15 protein-coding genes are annotated in these 16960 nt (G+C 70.4%); all 15 read left to right on the top strand.

Annotation, left to right across the window (positions count from 1 at the left end; translation table 11 throughout):
• Positions 1–84: 84 nt before the first annotated feature.
• The 15 genes from SOM11_RS11150 (at position 85) to tyrS (ending at position 16486) form a co-directional block, all read left to right on the top strand.
• Entirely contained in the window at positions 85–954 is an 870-nt protein-coding gene (locus tag SOM11_RS11150) for a glutamate ABC transporter substrate-binding protein (RefSeq protein ID WP_320478038.1), read from the top strand.
• Between the two features lie 100 nt (positions 955–1054).
• On the top strand, positions 1055–1720 hold the full coding sequence (locus tag SOM11_RS11155) for an amino acid ABC transporter permease (protein WP_192060218.1): 666 nt from the start codon (positions 1055–1057) through the stop codon (positions 1718–1720).
• Positions 1717–2649 carry an amino acid ABC transporter permease gene (locus SOM11_RS11160; protein WP_192060155.1) on the top strand — a complete coding sequence of 311 codons (933 nt, stop codon included), beginning with the start codon at positions 1717–1719 and terminating at the stop codon, positions 2647–2649. The genes SOM11_RS11155 and SOM11_RS11160 overlap by 4 nt, the downstream gene beginning before the upstream one ends.
• Before the next feature lie 86 nt (positions 2650–2735).
• On the top strand, positions 2736–3776 hold the full coding sequence (gene pheS, locus SOM11_RS11165; RefSeq protein ID WP_320478039.1) for a phenylalanine--tRNA ligase subunit alpha: 1041 nt from the start codon (positions 2736–2738) through the stop codon (positions 3774–3776).
• A complete protein-coding gene (gene pheT / locus SOM11_RS11170; protein WP_320478040.1) occupies positions 3776–6268 on the top strand; it encodes a phenylalanine--tRNA ligase subunit beta in 2493 nt (830 codons plus the stop codon). Before pheS ends, pheT begins: the two co-directional genes overlap by 1 nt.
• A 58-nt stretch (positions 6269–6326) precedes the next feature.
• Positions 6327–7373: an N-acetyl-gamma-glutamyl-phosphate reductase gene (gene argC, locus SOM11_RS11175; protein WP_320478041.1), complete on the top strand. Its 1047-nt coding sequence runs from the start codon at positions 6327–6329 to the stop codon at positions 7371–7373.
• The gene (gene argJ / locus SOM11_RS11180; protein ID WP_320478042.1) at positions 7370–8527 is read left to right on the top strand and encodes a bifunctional glutamate N-acetyltransferase/amino-acid acetyltransferase ArgJ; all 1158 of its coding nucleotides are present in this window, start codon (positions 7370–7372) and stop codon (positions 8525–8527) included. Before argC ends, argJ begins: the two co-directional genes overlap by 4 nt.
• Positions 8527–9522 (top strand): acetylglutamate kinase, encoded by a 996-nt coding sequence (gene argB / locus SOM11_RS11185; RefSeq protein WP_320478043.1) that lies wholly within the window; start codon positions 8527–8529, stop codon positions 9520–9522. Before argJ ends, argB begins: the two co-directional genes overlap by 1 nt.
• A gap of 2 nt (positions 9523–9524) precedes the next feature.
• Positions 9525–10721, top strand: a complete 1197-nt coding sequence (locus SOM11_RS11190) for an acetylornithine transaminase (protein WP_320478044.1) — start codon at positions 9525–9527, stop codon at positions 10719–10721.
• Positions 10718–11638, top strand: a complete 921-nt coding sequence (argF, locus tag SOM11_RS11195) for an ornithine carbamoyltransferase (protein ID WP_320478045.1) — start codon at positions 10718–10720, stop codon at positions 11636–11638. Before SOM11_RS11190 ends, argF begins: the two co-directional genes overlap by 4 nt.
• Before the next feature lie 112 nt (positions 11639–11750).
• On the top strand, positions 11751–12950 hold the full coding sequence (locus SOM11_RS11200; RefSeq protein WP_192060163.1) for an argininosuccinate synthase: 1200 nt from the start codon (positions 11751–11753) through the stop codon (positions 12948–12950).
• The gene (argH, locus tag SOM11_RS11205; protein WP_320478046.1) at positions 12950–14398 is read left to right on the top strand and encodes an argininosuccinate lyase; all 1449 of its coding nucleotides are present in this window, start codon (positions 12950–12952) and stop codon (positions 14396–14398) included. The genes SOM11_RS11200 and argH overlap by 1 nt, the downstream gene beginning before the upstream one ends.
• Positions 14395–14526 (top strand): hypothetical protein, encoded by a 132-nt coding sequence (locus SOM11_RS11210; RefSeq protein ID WP_320478047.1) that lies wholly within the window; start codon positions 14395–14397, stop codon positions 14524–14526. The genes argH and SOM11_RS11210 overlap by 4 nt, the downstream gene beginning before the upstream one ends.
• Before the next feature lie 4 nt (positions 14527–14530).
• On the top strand, positions 14531–15154 hold the full coding sequence (locus SOM11_RS11215) for a DNA-3-methyladenine glycosylase (protein WP_320478048.1): 624 nt from the start codon (positions 14531–14533) through the stop codon (positions 15152–15154).
• 18 nt (positions 15155–15172) lie between these two features.
• A complete protein-coding gene (tyrS, locus tag SOM11_RS11220; protein ID WP_320478049.1) occupies positions 15173–16486 on the top strand; it encodes a tyrosine--tRNA ligase in 1314 nt (437 codons plus the stop codon).
• Positions 16487–16960: the final 474 nt, after the last annotated feature.

A 16960-nucleotide genomic window follows, 5' to 3' on the forward strand; every position in this document is an offset into this window, starting at 1 on the left:
CGTCGCCGCGCGTCCGTCCTGCGGCCCGACCCCGGAGCCCCCGTCCGCCGATCGGCGTCCGGGTCACACAGCAAGGAGAACAGAATGCGACTCAGTAGAGGTTTCGTAGCCGTAGCCGCAGCAGCCGTCACGGTGCTCGGCCTGTCGGCCTGCACCGACTCGGCCGCCCCCGACAGCGCCGTCGAGGTCGAAGAGGTCTCCGACTTCGAAGACGGCACGACGATGGCCCGCCTCGCCGAGGCCGGCGAGATCACCATCGGCACCAAGTTCGACCAGCCCCTGTTCGGCCTCGACGACGGCTCCGGCAACCCGCAGGGCTTCGACGCCGAGATCGGCAAGCTCGTCGCAGCCAAGCTGGGCATCCCCGCCGACGGCATCACCTGGGTCGAGACGGTGTCCGCCAACCGCGAGCCCTTCATCCAGAACGGCGACGTCGACCTCGTCATCGCGACCTACACGATCAACGACGAGCGCAAGAAGGTCGTCTCGTTCGCCGGTCCCTACTACCAGGCCGGCCAGGACCTGCTGGTGCTCGAGGGCAACCCCGACGGCATCGAGGGCGCCGAAGACCTCGAGGGCAAGGCCGTCTGCACGGTCAGCGGCTCGACCAGCGAGGCCAACAGCGCCGAGTACACGGACGACATCATCGCGACCGACACGTACTCGAACTGCCTCGAGCCCCTTCGCACCGGCGCGGTCGCGGCCGTCACGACCGACAACGTGATCCTGGCCGGTCTCGCCGACCAGAACGAGGGCGAGTTCGAGGTCGTCGGCGAGCCCTTCACCGAGGAGCCCTACGGCATCGGTCTGGCGCTCGACGACACCGACTTCCGCATGTTCATCAACGACACCCTCGAAGAGGCCGAAGACGACGGCACCTGGGACGAGCTCTGGGAGTCCACGGCGGGCGCCGTGCTCGAGACGCCCGAGCCCCCGGCGATCGACCGCTACTAGTCACCACCCCGGTGGGCACCGCGGCGCGACCCGCCCGCGGTGCCCACCACCGCCTCCTGCCCTCTCGGCAGCCCTCTGACCTGGAGTCCCGGTGAACCCCTTGGACGTCATCCCCGGCTTCGACGCCGTGACCGAGAACTGGCCCCGCTTCTGGGGCGGGTTCGTCACGACGCTGCAGCTGCTGGCACTGTCCGCCGTCGGCGCGATCGTGATCGGCTTCGTCGTCGCGGCCCTCCGCATCTCGCCGGTCGCCTCGTTCCGGGTCTTCGCCACGGTCTACACCGAGGCGATCCGCAACATCCCCCTGACTCTCGTGCTGTTCTTCTGCGCGTTCGTCCTGCCCTACCTCGGCGTCGGCATCGGCTACTTCCCGCTCGCGGTGGTGGGTCTCACGCTCTACACGTCGCCGTTCGTCGCCGAAGCGGTCCGCTCCGGCGTGAACGGCGTGCCGGTCGGGCAGGCCGAGGCGGCCCGCAGCATCGGCCTCGGCTTCGGCCAGACGCTCAGCCTCGTGATCATGCCGCAGGCGATCCGCATGGTCATCCCGCCGCTGATCAACGTGCTCATCGCCCTCACGAAGAACACCTCGGTCGCCGGCGGCTTCTTCGTCGCAGAGCTGTTCGCGGCCGGCCGGTTCATCGCCAACGACCGGGGCGACGCGGTCATCACGACGCTCGTGTCCGTCGCCGTGTTCTATCTGGTGGTCACCATCACGCTGGGCCGCGTCGCGGCCCTCGTCGAGAAGAAGGTCGCGGTCCTGCGATGAGCACGAACGTCCTCTACGACGCCCCCGGTCCCAAGGCCCGCCGCACGTCGCGCATCATCTCGGTGGTCGGCGTCGTCCTGGTGCTGGCCCTGGTCGCGTACCTCGTCTACCTGCTCGGGCGCCCGCGCATCAGCGCGAACGGCGCCGTCACGGCGAGCGTGCTCGACCCGTCGCGCTGGGACATCATCCTCGACCGCAACCTGTGGCGGAACATCGCGGGCGGCTGGCTCGCGACCGTGCGGGCCGCGGCGGTGGCGTCCGTCCTGGCCGTCGCCATCGGCGTCCTGTTCTCGTTCCTCCGCACGGCGCGCACCGCCTGGGTGCGGGTTCCGACGACGATCGTCCTCGAGTTCTTCCGCGGCATGCCCGTGCTGCTGATGATGCTGTTCATCCTCCTCGTCTTCTCGACGGGAGCCTTCTGGGCGGTCGTCGCCGCACTCGCCGTCTACAACGGCGCCCTCATCGGCGAGGCTCTCCGCTCGGGCATCGCCGCCCTGCCGAAGGGGCAGCGCGAGGCGGGTCTCGCCATCGGCCTCTCGCCCGTGCGCACCCGCTTCGCGATCGAGTTCCCGCAGGCGTTCCGCCAGATGCTGCCGATCATCCTGGCGCAGCTGGTGGTGCTCTTGAAAGACACGTCGCTCGGCTACATCGTCGGCTACGTCGAGCTGACGCGTCGGGGTCTGAACCGTCTCGGCACCTCGTACGGCAGCAACTACACCTTCACCCTCTTCGCCGTGGTGCTCGTCGTGTACCTGCTGACGAACCTCGCGTTCTCCTACGTCGTCCGGATCGTCGACCGGCGGACGGGTCGCCGCGGCGTGATGAAGAAGCCCCGCGGCGGCGGGCTCGGCGGCCCTGGCCTGCTGGCGCGCGCCGGGCGTCCGTCCGTCGACGCGACGACGGGCGGCTCGCAGACCACATCGACCTGACCCGGTCCTCCCTGCACCCCCTCTCGCCTCCCCGGAGCGCCGAGGAGGTGCGGGTCGCCTCCCGACGATCGCTAAGCTTGGTTCTCGTGTCAGACACCGTCCCCATCTCCGAAGACGCCGTCGCGTCGGCGGTCGACTCCGCTCTGGTCGCCATCTCGACCGCGGCGTCCGTCGCCGAGCTCAAGACCGCACGCTCCCAGCACACGGGTGAGGCGTCCGTCCTGGCGCGGATGAACGCCGGGATGCGCGATCTGCCGAACGACCAGAAGGCCGCGGCGGGCAAGCTCGTCGGCCAGGCCAGGGGACGGGTCAACCAGGCCGTGGCCACCCGCGAGGCCGAGCTGGTCGAGCTCGAAGAGACTGCTCGGCTGGCCGACGAGACCGTCGACGTCTCCGCCCTGCCGTCTCGTCGCCGGGTGGGGTCGCGTCACCCGCTGGCCCTCCTGCAAGAGACCATGGTCGACCTCTTCGTCGCCATGGGCTGGGAGGTCTCCGAGGGCCCAGAGCTAGAGCACGAGTGGTTCAACTTCGACGCGCTGAACTTCGACGCCGACCACCCGGCGCGCGCCATGCAAGACACCTTCTTCGTCGATCCCGTCGACGATCACCTGCTGCTCCGCACGCACACGTCGCCGGTGCAGATCCGCACGCTGCTCTCCAAGCAGCTGCCGGTCTACAACGTCGCGACCGGCCGTGTGTTCCGCACCGACGAGCTCGATGCGACGCACACGCCGGTCTTCACGCAGATCGAGGGCATCGCCATCGACCGGGGGCTCACCATGGCGAACCTCCGCGGCACCCTCGAGCACCTCGCGCGCTCGATGTTCGGCGACGAGGCGCAGATCCGCCTCCGTCCGAACTACTTCCCCTTCACCGAGCCGAGCGCCGAGATGGACGTCTGGCAGCCGAACGCCAAGGGCGGGGCGCGCTGGGTCGAGTGGGGCGGCTGCGGCATGGTCAACCCGAACGTGCTGCGGGCCGCGGGCATCGACCCCGACGTCTACCAGGGCTTCGCCTTCGGGATGGGCATCGAGCGCACCCTGCAGTTCCGCAACGACCTCAACGACATGCGCGACATGGTCGAGGGCGACGTCCGTTTCAGCGAGCAGTTCGGGATGGTGGTCTGATGCGGGTACCGATCAGTTGGCTGGGCGAATGGGTCGACCTGCCGAGCGACGTCAGCCTCGAGCACGTCCACGCGGCGCTCGTGTCCGTCGGCTTCGAAGAGGAAGACGTGCACGTCGGCGACGTGACGGGTCCGCTCGTCGTCGGCCAGGTGCTCGAACTCGTGCCCGAGCCGCAGAAGAACGGCAAGACGATCAACTGGTGCCAGGTCGCCGTCGGTCCCGACGACGTCCGCGGCATCGTCTGCGGGGCGCACAACTTCGTCGCCGGCGACAAGGTCGTCGTGTCGTTGCCCGGTGCCGTGCTGCCCGGTCCGTTCCCGATCGCCGCCCGAAAGACCTACGGTCACGTGTCCGACGGCATGATCGCCTCGACGCGTGAGCTCGGTCTGGGCGACGAGCACGACGGCATCCTCCTGCTCTCGTCGCTCGGCCTCGACCCCGAGGTCGGCACGGACGCCATCGCGCTCCTCGGGCTCGACGAGGCCGCAGTCGAGATCAACGTCACCCCCGACCGCGGCTACGCGTTCAGCATCCGCGGCGTCGCCCGCGAGTACTCGCACGCCACGGGCGCGACGTTCCGCGACCCCGCCGCGGCCGTCTCGGTCGCACCGGGCGACGGCTTCTCCGTCGAGGTCCGCGACGAGGCTCCCGTCCGAGGCGCCGCCGCCGTCTCGACCTTCGTCACGCGGGTCGTCCGAGGCGTCGACGCCTCGCGCGCCACCCCGCCGTGGATGTCCGCTCGGCTCCGTCTCGCCGGCGTCCGCAGCGTCTCGCTCCCGGTCGACGTCACGAACTACGTAATGCTCGAACTCGGTCAGCCCATCCACGGGTACGACCTCGCGACCCTCGACGGCGGGCTGACCGTCCGTCGTGCCGAGACCGGCGAGCAGCTCGAGACCCTCGACGGCAAGACGCGCGCGCTGCACCCCGAAGATCTCGTCATCGCCGACTCGACCGGGGCCGTCGGGCTCGCCGGGGTCATGGGCGGCGCCCGCACCGAGATCACGACCGCGACGACCGACGTCCTCATCGAGGCCGCCACGTTCGACCCGATCTCGATCGCCCGGTCGGCCCGTCGGCACAAGCTGCCGAGCGAGGCCTCGCGCCGCTTCGAGCGGGGCGTCGACCCCCGGGTCTCGGCGCCCGCCGCACAGCGCGTCGTCGACCTCCTCGTCGAATGGGGCGGCGGCACCGCCGACGCTCTGGGCTCCTCGCTCGACGCGACCGCTCCGCGAGCGGCCATCTCCCTGGGGGCCGAGCGCGCCTCCCGCCTGATCGGGGTCGACTACACGTCGACCGAGATCGTCGACGCGCTGACGTCGATCGGCGCCGAGGTCGTCCCGGCGGCCGACGGCTGGTCGGTCGCACCGCCGTCCTGGCGTCCCGACCTGGTCGACGCCGCGTCGCTGGTCGAAGAGGTCGCGCGCATCACCGGCTACGACCGCATCCCGTCCGTGCTGCCCGTCGCCCCTCCCGGGCGGGGTCTCACGCGTGAGCAGAAGCTGCGCCGTCAGGTGTCGTCGTCGCTCGCCGCCGCGGGGTCCACCGAGGTCGCGGCCTACCCGTTCGTCAGCTCCGCGCAGAACGCCGCCTTCGGCGGTCTCGACGGTGCGGGCGGCCCCGGTGTCCGGCTCGCCAATCCGCTCGACGTCGCCGCGCCCGAGCTGCGTCGCTCGCTCGTCCCGGGTCTGCTCGAGATCGCCCGACGCAACTCGTCACGCGGGCTCGTCGACCTGTCGCTGTTCGAGACCGGCACCGTCTTCCTGCCGGAGGCCGACCGGGCCTACGGCACCGAGAGCGTGCCGCTCGGCGCCGAACGACCCTCCGTCGAGGTGCTCGCGTCGCTCGAGGCGAGCATCCCGCGTCAGCCCCGGCACCTGGCCGTGCTCGCGCTCGGCCAGGCGATCGACCGCCAGCCCGGTCAGGCCGCCCTCCCGGCGTCCCTCGCCGACGTGCTCGACGATCTCCGCGTCGCCGTCCGTGCAGCGGGTGCCGAGGCCGTCTTCCGTCAGGGTTCGCACCCGTCGCTGCACCCCGGTCGCACGGCCGAGGTCGTCGTGGCCGGCGAGGTCGTCGGTCACGCCGGCGAGCTGCTGCCCCAGCGTGCGGCGGACCTCGATCTGCCCCGGGTCGTCGCCGTCGGCGAGATCGACCTCGACCGGGTCATCGCCCTCGCCGACGTCGAGCTGCAGCCGACCCCGATCTCGTCGTTCCCCGCCGCCACGCAAGACCTCTCCCTCGTCGTCGCCGAAGACGTCTCGGCGGGCGAGGTCCTCTCCGCCGTCCGCGAGGGCGCCGGTGCGCTGCTCGAGACGGTCCGTCTCGTCGACGACTACCGCGGCGCGGGGCTGCCCGACGCCTCGAAGTCGTTGACCTTCGCCCTGCGATTCCGGTCCGACGACCGCACCCTGACGGCCGCCGAGGCGACCGAGGCCAAGCAGGGCGCCGTCCGTCTGGCCGGCGAGCGATTCGGGGCGGCGCTCCGCGACTGACACTCGCCAGGCGTCGCCGCCCCCGATCCTCGACCGAATCGAACATTAGGGTGGACCCATGCCTCATTCCGTTGCCGTCGCCGGCGCCAGCGGCTACGCCGGCGGCGAGCTGCTCCGGCTCCTCGCCGCGCATCCCGACTTCGAGGTGCGCACCGTCACGGCGTTCCAGAACGCCGGGCAGCCGCTCATCGCGCTGCAACCCCAGCTGCGCTCGCTCGCGCACCTGACCCTCGTCGAGACGACGGCCGAGAACCTCGCCGGTCACGACGTCGTGTTCCTCGCCCTGCCTCACGGCAAGTCCGGGGCCATCACGGCCGAGTTGCCCGCCGAGACGCTCGTCATCGACTGCGGTGCCGACCATCGCCTCACCGACGAGGCCGACTGGGCCCGGTTCTACGGCACCGAGTTCTACGGGGCGTGGGCCTACGGTCTCCCCGAGCTCGTCCACGCCGACGGCACGCGGCAGCGCGAGGCGCTCGTCGGCGAGCGTCGCATCGCGGCGCCCGGCTGCAACGTGACCGCGATCACCCTGGCTCTCGCTCCGGCGGTCCGTGCCGGTCTCGTCGAGAGCACCGACATCGTCTCCGTGCTCGCCGTCGCGCCCTCGGGCGCGGGCAAGGCTCTGAAGCCGCACCTCCTCGCCGGCGAGATCCTCGGTTCGGCGTCGGCCTACGGGGTGGGCGGCACCCACCGCCATGTGCCCGAGATCCAGCAGAACCTCCGCGTCGCCGGCGCCACCGAGGTGAGCATCTCGTTCACCCCCGTCCTCGTGCCGATGTCGCGGGGCATCCTGGCGACCTCGACGGCCACGCTGGCTCCCGGCGTGAGCGAGAGCGACGTGCGCGCCGCGTACGAGATCGCCTACGCCGACGAGCCGTTCGTGCACTTCCTGCCCGCGGGCGAGTTCCCGCGCACGGCCGACACCGTCGGCGCCAACACCGCCCTCATCGGACTCGCGGTCGACGTCGACGCCGACCGGCTGGTCGTGGTCAGCGCCATCGACAACCTGGCGAAGGGCACCGCGGGCGCCGCGGTGCAGTCCGCCAACATCGCCCTCGGTCTCCCCGAGACCGCGGGCCTCACCGTGAACGGAGTGGCACCGTGAGCGTCACCGCAGCCCAGGGATTCGTCGCCGCCGGTGTCACGGCGGGCCTCAAGACGAGCGGTCGACCCGATGTCGCCCTCGTCGTCAACCGCGGGCGCCGCAAGAGCGCGGCGGCGGTCTTCACCAGCAACCGGGCCAAGGCCCACCCCGTGCTCTGGTCGCAGCAGGTGGTCGGCGACGGCATCGCCGAGGCCGTCGTGCTGAATTCAGGAGGCGCGAACTGCTTCACGGGTCCGTTCGGCTTCCAGACGACGCACGCGACCGCCGAGACGGTCGCCGAGGCGCTCGGCGTGTCGGCCGGTGACGTGGTGGTGTGCTCGACGGGTCTCATCGGCGTCGGCGATCAGGTCTTCCGCGACAAGGTCCTCTCCGGCTCGATCGCTGCGGCGTCGGCACTGACGGTCGACGGCGGACTCGACGCCGCGACGGCGATCATGACGACCGACACGAAGCCGAAGCAGGCCGTGGTGGCTGGTGATGGCTGGGTGGTCGGTGGCATGGCGAAGGGGGCCGGCATGCTGGCACCGGGTCTGGCGACCATGCTCGTCGTCCTGACGACCGACGCCGACGTCGACCACGGCGGGCTGGACGACGCGCTCCACTCCGCGACGCGGGTCACCTTCGACCGGCTCGACTCCGACGGCTGCATGTCGACCAACGACACCGTGCTGCTCCTCGCCAGCGGCGAGTCGGGCGTCGTCCCCGATGCAGAGGAGTTCCGAGCTGCGGTGACGGAGCTCTGCGCCGACCTCGCCGAGCAGCTGCAGGCCGACGCCGAGGGCGCCTCGCACGACATCCGCATCGAGATCGTCGGGGCCGCGAGCGACGACGACGCCGTCGAGGTCGGGCGCTCGATCGCCCGCAACAACCTCTTCAAGGCCGCGGTCTTCGGCAACGATCCGAACTGGGGCCGCGTCCTGGCGGCGATCGGGACGACCTCGGCCGAGTTCGATCCCTACGACGTCGACGTCTCCATGAACGGCGTCCGCGTCTGCCACGCGGGGGCGCCCGATCGACCGAGCGACGCCGTCGACCTGACGGCGCGCGCCGTCCACGTGCTCGTCGACCTCCGGTCGGGCGGCCACGAGGCGACGATCCTCACGAACGACCTCACGCACGACTACGTGCACGAGAACAGCGCGTACTCCAGCTGATGGCCGTCTCCGACGTGGTGCACAGCGACGAGCAGGAGCTCGCGGCGGTCAAGGCCGCCACCCTGATCGAGTCGCTGCCCTGGCTCAAGCGCTTCTCCGGCACGGTGGTCGTCGTCAAGTTCGGCGGCAACGCCATGGTCGACGACGCCCTCAAGCGGGCCTTCGCCGAGGACATGGTCTACCTCCGCTACGCGGGGCTCTTCCCGGTTGTCGTGCACGGAGGGGGGCCGCAGATCTCGGCCGCGCTGGCGGCGGCCGGCATCCCGAGCGAGTTCCGCGGGGGCTACCGGTACACGAGCACCGAGGCGATCTCGGTCGTCCGCGACGTCCTCGCCGGCGAGGTCAACCGAGAGATCGTCGACCTGATCAACGAGCACGGCGACCTCGCCCGCGGGGTGTCCGGCGAAGACAGCACGCTCTTCGAGGGGCGGCGCCGCGGTGTCGTCATCGACGGCCAGACGTTCGACCTCGGTCACGTCGGCGACATCACCGAGGTCGACCCGCGGGCGGTGCTCGACGAGATCGCGGCGGGTCGCATCCCGGTCGTGTCGTCGATCGCGACGAACGAGGCCCACCCCGACTCGGCGCTCAACGTCAACGCCGACGCGGCGGCGGGCGCCCTCGCCATCGCGCTCGGCGCCACGAAGCTCGTCATGCTGACGGACGTGCCGGGGCTGTACAGCGACTGGCCGAACCGAGAGTCGCTCGTGGCGGCGATCACCGTCTCGGCCCTCACCGATCTGCTGCCGTCGCTCGAGTCGGGCATGATCCCGAAGATGACGGCGTGCCTCGAGTCGGTCGTCGGCGGCGTCGGGGGAGCGACCATCATCGACGGGCGCATCCCGCACTCCATCCTCCTCGAGGTCTTCACCCAGCGCGGGTCGGGCACCGAGGTCATCCCCGACGACCGGGCGGCGTCGTACGGCGCGCCCGTCGTCACCTCCTCGAACACCCCCGCCGTCGACGACGGCACCGAGAAGAAAGGACAGTCGTGACCATGATCCAGACCCAAGGCGGTACCTGGCAGCGCCGATTCGGCGACTCGTTGATGGGCTCGCTGTCCACCCCGAAGGTGATGCTGTCGCACGGCGAGGGCTGCTCGGTGTTCGACGTCGAGGGCAAGCGCTATCTCGACTTCCTGGCCGGCATCGCCGTCAACGCGCTCGGTCACGCGCATCCGGCCCTGATCGAGGCCCTGTCGACCCAGGCCGCGTCGATCATCCACGTGTCGAACTACTTCGCGACCGAGCCGCAGCTCGAGCTGGCCGAGCGCCTCAAGCGGATCACGGGCGCCGGCGACGCCGGTCGTGTGTTCTTCGGCAACAGCGGCGCCGAGGCCAACGAGGCGGCCTTCAAGCTGGCCCGTCTCAATCGCGGTGACGGCTCGAAGACGCGCATCCTCGCGCTGCAGAACTCGTTCCACGGTCGCACGATGGGGTCGTTGGCGCTGACCGGCAAGCCGGCGCTCCGCGAGCCCTTCGAGCCGATGGTCGCCGGCGTCGAGCACATCGACAGCACCGTCGAGGCGCTCGAGACGGCGTTCGACGATCACGTGGCCGCCCTCTTCGTCGAACCGATCAAGGGCGAGGCGGGTGTCCTCGACCTGCCCGAGGGGTTCCTCGAGAAGGCCCGCGAGTTGTCGACGCGCCACGGCGCCCTGCTCGTCCTCGACGAGATCCAGACAGGTGTCGGTCGGACGGGCTCCTGGTTCGCCTTCCAGCAGTTCGACGTCGTCCCCGACGCGATCACGGTCGCCAAGGGGATCGCCGGCGGCGTGCCCATCGGTGCCCTCGTCACCTTCGGCGAGGCCTCGGCGCTCTTCGAGGCCGGGCAGCACGGCACGACGTTCGGCGGCAACCCGCTCGCCACCGCGGCCGCCAACGCCGTCCTCCGCGAGATCGAAGACTCTGGTCTCATCGTCAACGCGGTCGTCCAGGGCGAGCGCCTCCGGGCCGCGCTGGCGGCACTCGACTCGCCGCTCATCGGCGAGATCCGGGGTCGCGGTCTGCTCGTCGGCATCGGCCTGACGCAGCCCGTCGCGGCCGAGCTCGCCGCGGCCGCGCTCGACGCCGGCCTCATCATCAACGCTCCGAACGACTCGAGCATCCGTCTCGCGCCCCCGCTCATCGTGGGCGACGCCGAGATCGACGAGTTCATCGCCCTCTTCGCCCCCGTCCTGAAAGGTCTCGCATGACCCGCCACTTCCTCCGCGACGACGACCTCAGCCCGAGCGAGCTGCTCGAGGTCCTCGACCTCGCCGACGAGCTCAAGGCCGACCGGTGGTCGCGTCGCCCCCTCGAGGGCCCGCAGACGGTCGCCGTCATCTTCGACAAGTCGTCGACCCGCACCCGGGTCTCGTTCGCGGTGGGCATCGCCGACCTCGGCGGGAGCCCGCTGATCATCGCGACGGCCAACAGCCAGCTCGGCGGTAAAGAGACCCCGTCCGACACCGCGCGTGTGCTCGAGCGGATGGTCTCCGCGATCGTCTGGCGCACCTACGCGCAGTCCGGTCTGGAGGAGATGGCGGAGGGGGCGACCGTCCCCGTCGTCAACGCGCTGAGCGACGACTTCCACCCCTGCCAGCTGCTCGCCGATCTGCAGACGATCCGCGAGAAGAAGGGCGCGCTGGCCGGTCTGACGGTCGCCTTCGTGGGCGACGGCCGCTGCAACATGGGCCAGTCGTACCTCCTGGCCGGCGCGACGGCGGGCATGCACGTGCGGATCGGGGCCCCCGATGGCTTCCAGCCCGACGGGGCCGTAGTCCGTGACGCCGAGCGCATCGCCGCCGCCACCGGCGGCTCCGTGCAGGTCACCTCCGACGTGCACGCGGCGGTCGCCGGGGCCGACGTCGTCGTCACCGACACCTGGGTGTCGATGGGCAAGGAGGACGAGAAGGAGGCGCGGGTCGCCGTCTTCGGCGGCTTCAAGGTCGATCGGGCCCTGATGGCCGAGGCCGACGACGACGCGATCTTCCTGCACTGCCTCCCCGCCGACCGCGGCTACGAGGTCGAGACCGACGTCATCGACGGCCCGACCAGCGTCATCTGGGACGAAGCGGAGAACCGCGTCCACGCCCAGAAGGCACTGCTCACCTGGCTGCTCGAGCACTGACGCACAGGCTCCGAGCAGTCGCGGTCGCCCCGCGACCGCACCCCGAACATCCGGTGGCCCGGCACAGTCCGGGCCACCGGCCCCGCACCCCGCATACGAACCAAGGAGAACCATGACGGAACGCGTCGTCCTCGCATACTCAGGAGGCCTCGACACCTCGGTCGGCATCGGCTGGCTCGCCGACGCCACCGGCAAGGAGGTGGTGGCTCTGGCCGTCGACGTCGGACAGGGCGGTGAGGACATGAACGACATCCGTCAGCGCGCCCTCGACTGCGGCGCCGTCGAGTCGGTCGTCGTCGACGCCAAGGAGGAGTTCGGGCGCGACTACCTGATGCCCGCCCTCAAGGCGAACGCCATGTACCAGAAGACCTACCCGCTGGTGAGCGCCCTCAGCCGTCCGCTGATCGCCCGCCACCTGGCACGCGTCGCGAAGGAGCTCGGCGCGGACAGCGTCGCCCACGGCTGCACCGGCAAGGGCAACGACCAGGTGCGCTTCGAGGCGGCGGTCGCCGCCCTCGCACCCGACCTGACGAGCATCGCGCCCGTCCGAGACCTCGCGCTGACCCGCGACAAGGCGATCGTATACGCCGAGCAGCACAACCTGCCGATCCGTCAGAGCGCCGCGAACCCGTACTCGATCGACAAGAACGTCTGGGGACGCGCGGTCGAGACCGGGTTCCTCGAAGACCCGTGGAACCCGCCGATCGAAGACCTGTACGAGTACACGCAAGATCCGTCGGTCATCAAGCCCGCCGACGAGGTCGTCGTGACCTTCGAGGCCGGCATCCCGGTCGCCATCGACGGCGTCGCGTACACGCCGCTCGGCATCGTCGAGAAGATGAACGAGCTCGCCGGGGCCCACGGCGTCGGCCGCATCGACGTCGTGGAGGACCGCCTGGTCGGCATCAAGAGCCGTGAGGTCTACGAGGCTCCGGGGGCCGTCGCGCTCATCCAGGCGCACGAGGCCCTCGAGGCCCTCACCATCGAGCGCGATCTCGGCCGCTACAAGCGCGGCGTCGAGGCCGAGTGGTCGAACCTCGTCTACGACGGTCTGTGGTTCTCCGGCCTGAAGCGCTCGCTCGACGTCTTCATCGACGACACCCAGAAGTACGTGTCGGGCGACATCCGTCTCAAGCTGCAGGGCGGTCGTGCCGTCGTCACCGGTCAGAAGAGCGATTCGAGCCTCTACGACTTCGACCTCGCCACCTACGACACCGGCGACACGTTCGACCAGTCGCTCTCGAAGGGCTTCATCGAGATCTGGTCGTTGCCCAGCAAGATCTCGGCCCGCCGCGATCTGGCCCAGCAGTAGTGGCCGACGACACGACGCCGAACCAGCGCGCAGGCGAGGCGGGCGCCCTCTGGGGTGGCCGCTTCGCCTCCGGGCCGTCGGCCGAGCTCGCCGCGCTGAGCAAGTCGACGCAGTTCGACTGGCAGCTGGCACCGTACGACATCGCCGGCTCGCGGGCCCACGCTCGCGCCCTGGCCTCCGCGGGCTACCTGGGTGACCACGAGCTGACCGCCATGCTCGACGCGCTCGACCGGCTCGAGTCCGACGTCGCCGATCAGACGTTCGTCGCCGCGGACTCCGACGAAGACGTCCACTCGGCCCTCGAACGCGGTCTCATCGGCATCGCCGGTGTCGAGCTCGGCGGCCGTCTGCGGGCCGGTCGGAGCCGCAACGACCAGATCGCCACTCTCGTGCGGTTGTACCTGCGCGACCATGCCGCCACCATCTCGCGACTCGTCGTCGACCTGGTCGACGCCATCGCAGCTCAGGCGTCGGCCCACCCCACGGCCGTCATGCCCGGGCGCACGCATCTGCAGCACGCGCAGCCCGTCCTGCTTGCGCATCACCTCCTGGCCCACGCGTGGCCTCTCGTGCGCGATCTCGAGCGTCTCCGCGACTGGTCGCGCCGTGCTTCGGCGTCGCCCTACGGGGCCGGCGCCCTGGCCGGCAGCTCGCTCGGTCTCGACCCTGATCAGGTCGCCCGCGATCTCGGCTTCGACCGCACGACCGAGAACTCGATCGACGCGACCGCCAGTCGTGACGTCGTCGCCGAGTTCGCCTTCGTCGCCGCGTCGATCGGCATCGACCTGTCGCGGTTGTCGGAGGAGATCATCCTCTGGTCGACGCGCGAGTTCGGCTTCGTCCGACTGCACGACGCGTTCTCGACCGGATCGTCGATCATGCCGCAGAAGAAGAACCCGGACATCGCCGAGCTCGCGCGCGGCAAGTCGGGTCGTCTGATCGGCAACCTGACGGGTCTCCTCGCGACGCTGAAGGGCCTGCCTCTCGCGTACAACCGCGATCTGCAAGAGGACAAAGAGCCGGTCTTCGACTCGGTCACCCAGCTCGAGGTCCTGCTGCCCGCGTTCACCGGTCTGGTCGCGACGCTGCAGTTCGACGAGCAGCGGATGGCCGAGCTGGCGCCGCAGGGCTTCTCGCTCGCCACCGACGTGGCCGAATGGCTGGTCCGTCAGGGCGTGGCCTTCCGTGACGCCCACGAGATCAGCGGCGAGCTGGTGCGCTTCTGCGAGCAGCACGGACTCGAGCTGGACGAGCCGACCGACGAGCAGTACGCGTCGGTGTCTCCCCATCTCACCCCCGAGATCCGCCCGGTGCTGACCGTCGAGGGCTCCATCGCGAGTCGGCGCGGCACCGGGGGCACCGCGCCCGAGCGCGTCGCCGAGCAGCTCGAGGCACTCACCGCGCGAGTCGCCGGGCTGGCCCGCGATCTCGACCCGAGGGCGTCGTGAGCGATCGACGCCCGTCCGAGCCGCGACGAGGGCGGGCCTGGTTGCTGCCCGTCGTCGTCGCGGTCAGCGTGGTGGTCCTCGTCGCCGTCGTCGTCATCGTGGTGACGACGGGCCAGGACTTCTTCTAGGCCCATGGAGTCGACCCCGGCGGACGACGCGACCCGTCTGCTGTCGGGGGCGGCCCTCGAGGTGGCTCCGCGCCTCCTCGGGGCCGTCGTCCGACTCGGCGACGTGGCCGTCCGGCTGACCGAGGTCGAGGCCTACATGGGGGTCGGCGACGACCCGGGTTCGCACGCCCACCGGGGGAGGACGGCCCGGAACTCGAGCATGTTCGGCCCGGCCGGCACGGTCTACGTGTACCTGTCGTACGGGATCCACCGCTGTGTCAACCTCGTCTGCGGCCCGGTCGGCGAGGCATCGGGTCTCCTCCTGCGGTCGGGGGAGGTCGTGGAGGGCGTCGACACGGCCCGGTCGAGACGGGCGACGTCGCGCGGCGCGGTCGATCTCGCGAGGGGGCCGGGGAGGTTCGGGTCGGCTCTCGGAGTCGACCTCGCCGACGACGGCACCCGCCTCGGCGGAGGCCGGCTGTCGCTCGAGCTCCCATCCGGTCCGTCACCCGTCGTCGAGACCGGGCCGCGTGTGGGGGTCGCGGGGGATGGCGGGCACGAGAGCCGCCCCTGGCGGTTCTGGATCGCGGGGGATCCGACGGTGTCCGTCTACCGATCGGCCGCCAGGCGCACCGGGCGGCGCGGCTGACGCTGGTACCGTTCTCGGGTGACCAGTGAATCGACGGCAGACGTCCTGGCCGGCCAGCGAAACGACCCGACGTTCGACGACGTGTGGAGCGAGCTCGTCTGGCGGGGCCTCGTGCACGTCTCGACCGACGCCGACTCCCTCAAGACCCTGCTCGCCGGCCCGCCGATCACGTTCTACTGCGGTTTCGACCCGACCGCGCCGAGCCTCCACCTCGGGAATCTCGTGCAGCTCCTGACCATGCGCCGCCTCCAGCTGGCCGGTCACCGACCGCTGGGTCTGGTCGGCGGCTCGACCGGTCTGATCGGCGACCCGCGTCCGACGGCCGAGCGCGTGCTGAAGACACCCGAGCAGACGGCCGAGTGGGTCGAGTCCATCCGCGCCCACGTGGTGAAGTTCCTCGAAGCCTCCGGTGACAACGGCCTGCGCGTGGTCAACAACCTCGACTGGACGGCGCCGCTCAGCGCCATCGAGTTCCTCCGCGACATCGGCAAGAACTTCCGGGTGAACACGATGCTGAAGAAGGATGCGGTGAGCGCCCGTCTGAACAGCGACGCCGGCATCAGCTACACCGAGTTCAGCTACCAGATCCTGCAGGGGCTGGACTTCCGCGAGCTGTACCGCGAGTACGACTGCGTGCTGCAGACCGGCGGCAGCGACCAGTGGGGCAACCTGACCAGCGGCACCGAGCTGATCCGTCGCACCGAGGGCGTCGCGGTGCACGCCATCGGCACGCCGTTGATCACCAACAGCGACGGCACGAAGTTCGGCAAGAGCGAAGGCAACGCCGTGTGGCTCGACCCCGAGCTCACCAGCCCCTACGCGATGTACCAGTTCTGGCTCAACACCGACGACTCCGACGTGGTGTCCCGACTCAAGGTCTTCACGTTCCTCGACCGGGCCGAGATCGAACGGCTCGAGACGGTCGTCGCCGAGCGTCCGTTCACCAGGGAGGCGCAGCGCACCCTGGCATGGGAGGTCACCCGGCTGGTCCACGGCGAACCCGCCGCGCAGGCCGCCATCGACGCGGCGGCCGCCTTGTTCGGCAACGGCGACCTCGGCGCCCTCGACGAGTCGACCCTCGTCAGCGCGATGGCCGAGCTGCCGTCCGCGGAGGTGGACGCCGACACGACAGTGGCGCGCGCGCTCGTCGAGACCGGTCTGGTCTCATCCTTGGGCGCGGCCCGACGGGCTGCGACGGAGGGCGGTGTCTACCTGAACAACGAGCGGGTCACGGATGGCGACGCCCTGGTGGGCGAGACGCTGCTCGTCGGTCGACGTGCCATCCTGCGTCGCGGCAAGAAGACGCTCGCGGGTGTGAGCGTCCGCAGCTGACCGCATCGCCCCACCGACAGAGGCCCGCATCCCTTCCAGGGGATGCGGGCCTCTCGTGTTCTCCGCCGAGCCCCCTGAACGGGCCCGAGGGAGGGGTCTGTCGCTGATCACGGTCGCCTCTGCGCGGCCGTGTGCGGCGTTCTGGGGCGGGATCGTGATGTTTCCGGGGTTTTCGGCGGCGACACGCCCGGGATGCGTGGAGGTTTGGACGTGTGGCGGATTGTCCGTGTAAGGTTCTTTCTTGTCACCCCAAAGGTTCGGCGGAGCGAAGCTCACCGGAACTCAAGTGTGACCGGCTTCCAAGTCCTCGAGTTGCCATTACGGCCTCGGACCAAGCAAGTTGCAACACTGGAAAACATGATGTAGGTTAGTGCTTCGTTCCCACGGGAACGGATTGCTTCTTCGGGAGTGATTGTCACTGGTTTTACGGATTGTAATCTGGTGCTAAGGTTTCACAGCTGCCTCGGACGATGG

This window comes from Frigoribacterium sp. CFBP9029, from assembly GCF_034045305.1.
Classification (GTDB): domain Bacteria; phylum Actinomycetota; class Actinomycetes; order Actinomycetales; family Microbacteriaceae; genus Frigoribacterium.

Excerpts from the sequence above, each read along its gene's own strand:
- SOM11_RS11150 (WP_320478038.1), top strand. The coding sequence starts at position 85 with ATGCGACTCAGTAGAGGTTTCGTAGCCGTAGCCGCAGCAGCCGTCACG.
- SOM11_RS11160 (WP_192060155.1), top strand. The coding sequence starts at position 1,717 with ATGAGCACGAACGTCCTCTACGACGCCCCCGGTCCCAAGGCCCGCCGC.
- pheT (WP_320478040.1), top strand. The coding sequence starts at position 3,776 with ATGCGGGTACCGATCAGTTGGCTGGGCGAATGGGTCGACCTGCCGAGC.
- argC (WP_320478041.1), top strand. The coding sequence starts at position 6,327 with ATGCCTCATTCCGTTGCCGTCGCCGGCGCCAGCGGCTACGCCGGCGGC.
- argB (WP_320478043.1), top strand. The coding sequence starts at position 8,527 with ATGGCCGTCTCCGACGTGGTGCACAGCGACGAGCAGGAGCTCGCGGCG.
- SOM11_RS11190 (WP_320478044.1), top strand. The coding sequence starts at position 9,525 with ATGATCCAGACCCAAGGCGGTACCTGGCAGCGCCGATTCGGCGACTCG.
- argF (WP_320478045.1), top strand. The coding sequence starts at position 10,718 with ATGACCCGCCACTTCCTCCGCGACGACGACCTCAGCCCGAGCGAGCTG.
- SOM11_RS11200 (WP_192060163.1), top strand. The coding sequence starts at position 11,751 with ATGACGGAACGCGTCGTCCTCGCATACTCAGGAGGCCTCGACACCTCG.
- SOM11_RS11215 (WP_320478048.1), top strand. The coding sequence starts at position 14,531 with ATGGAGTCGACCCCGGCGGACGACGCGACCCGTCTGCTGTCGGGGGCG.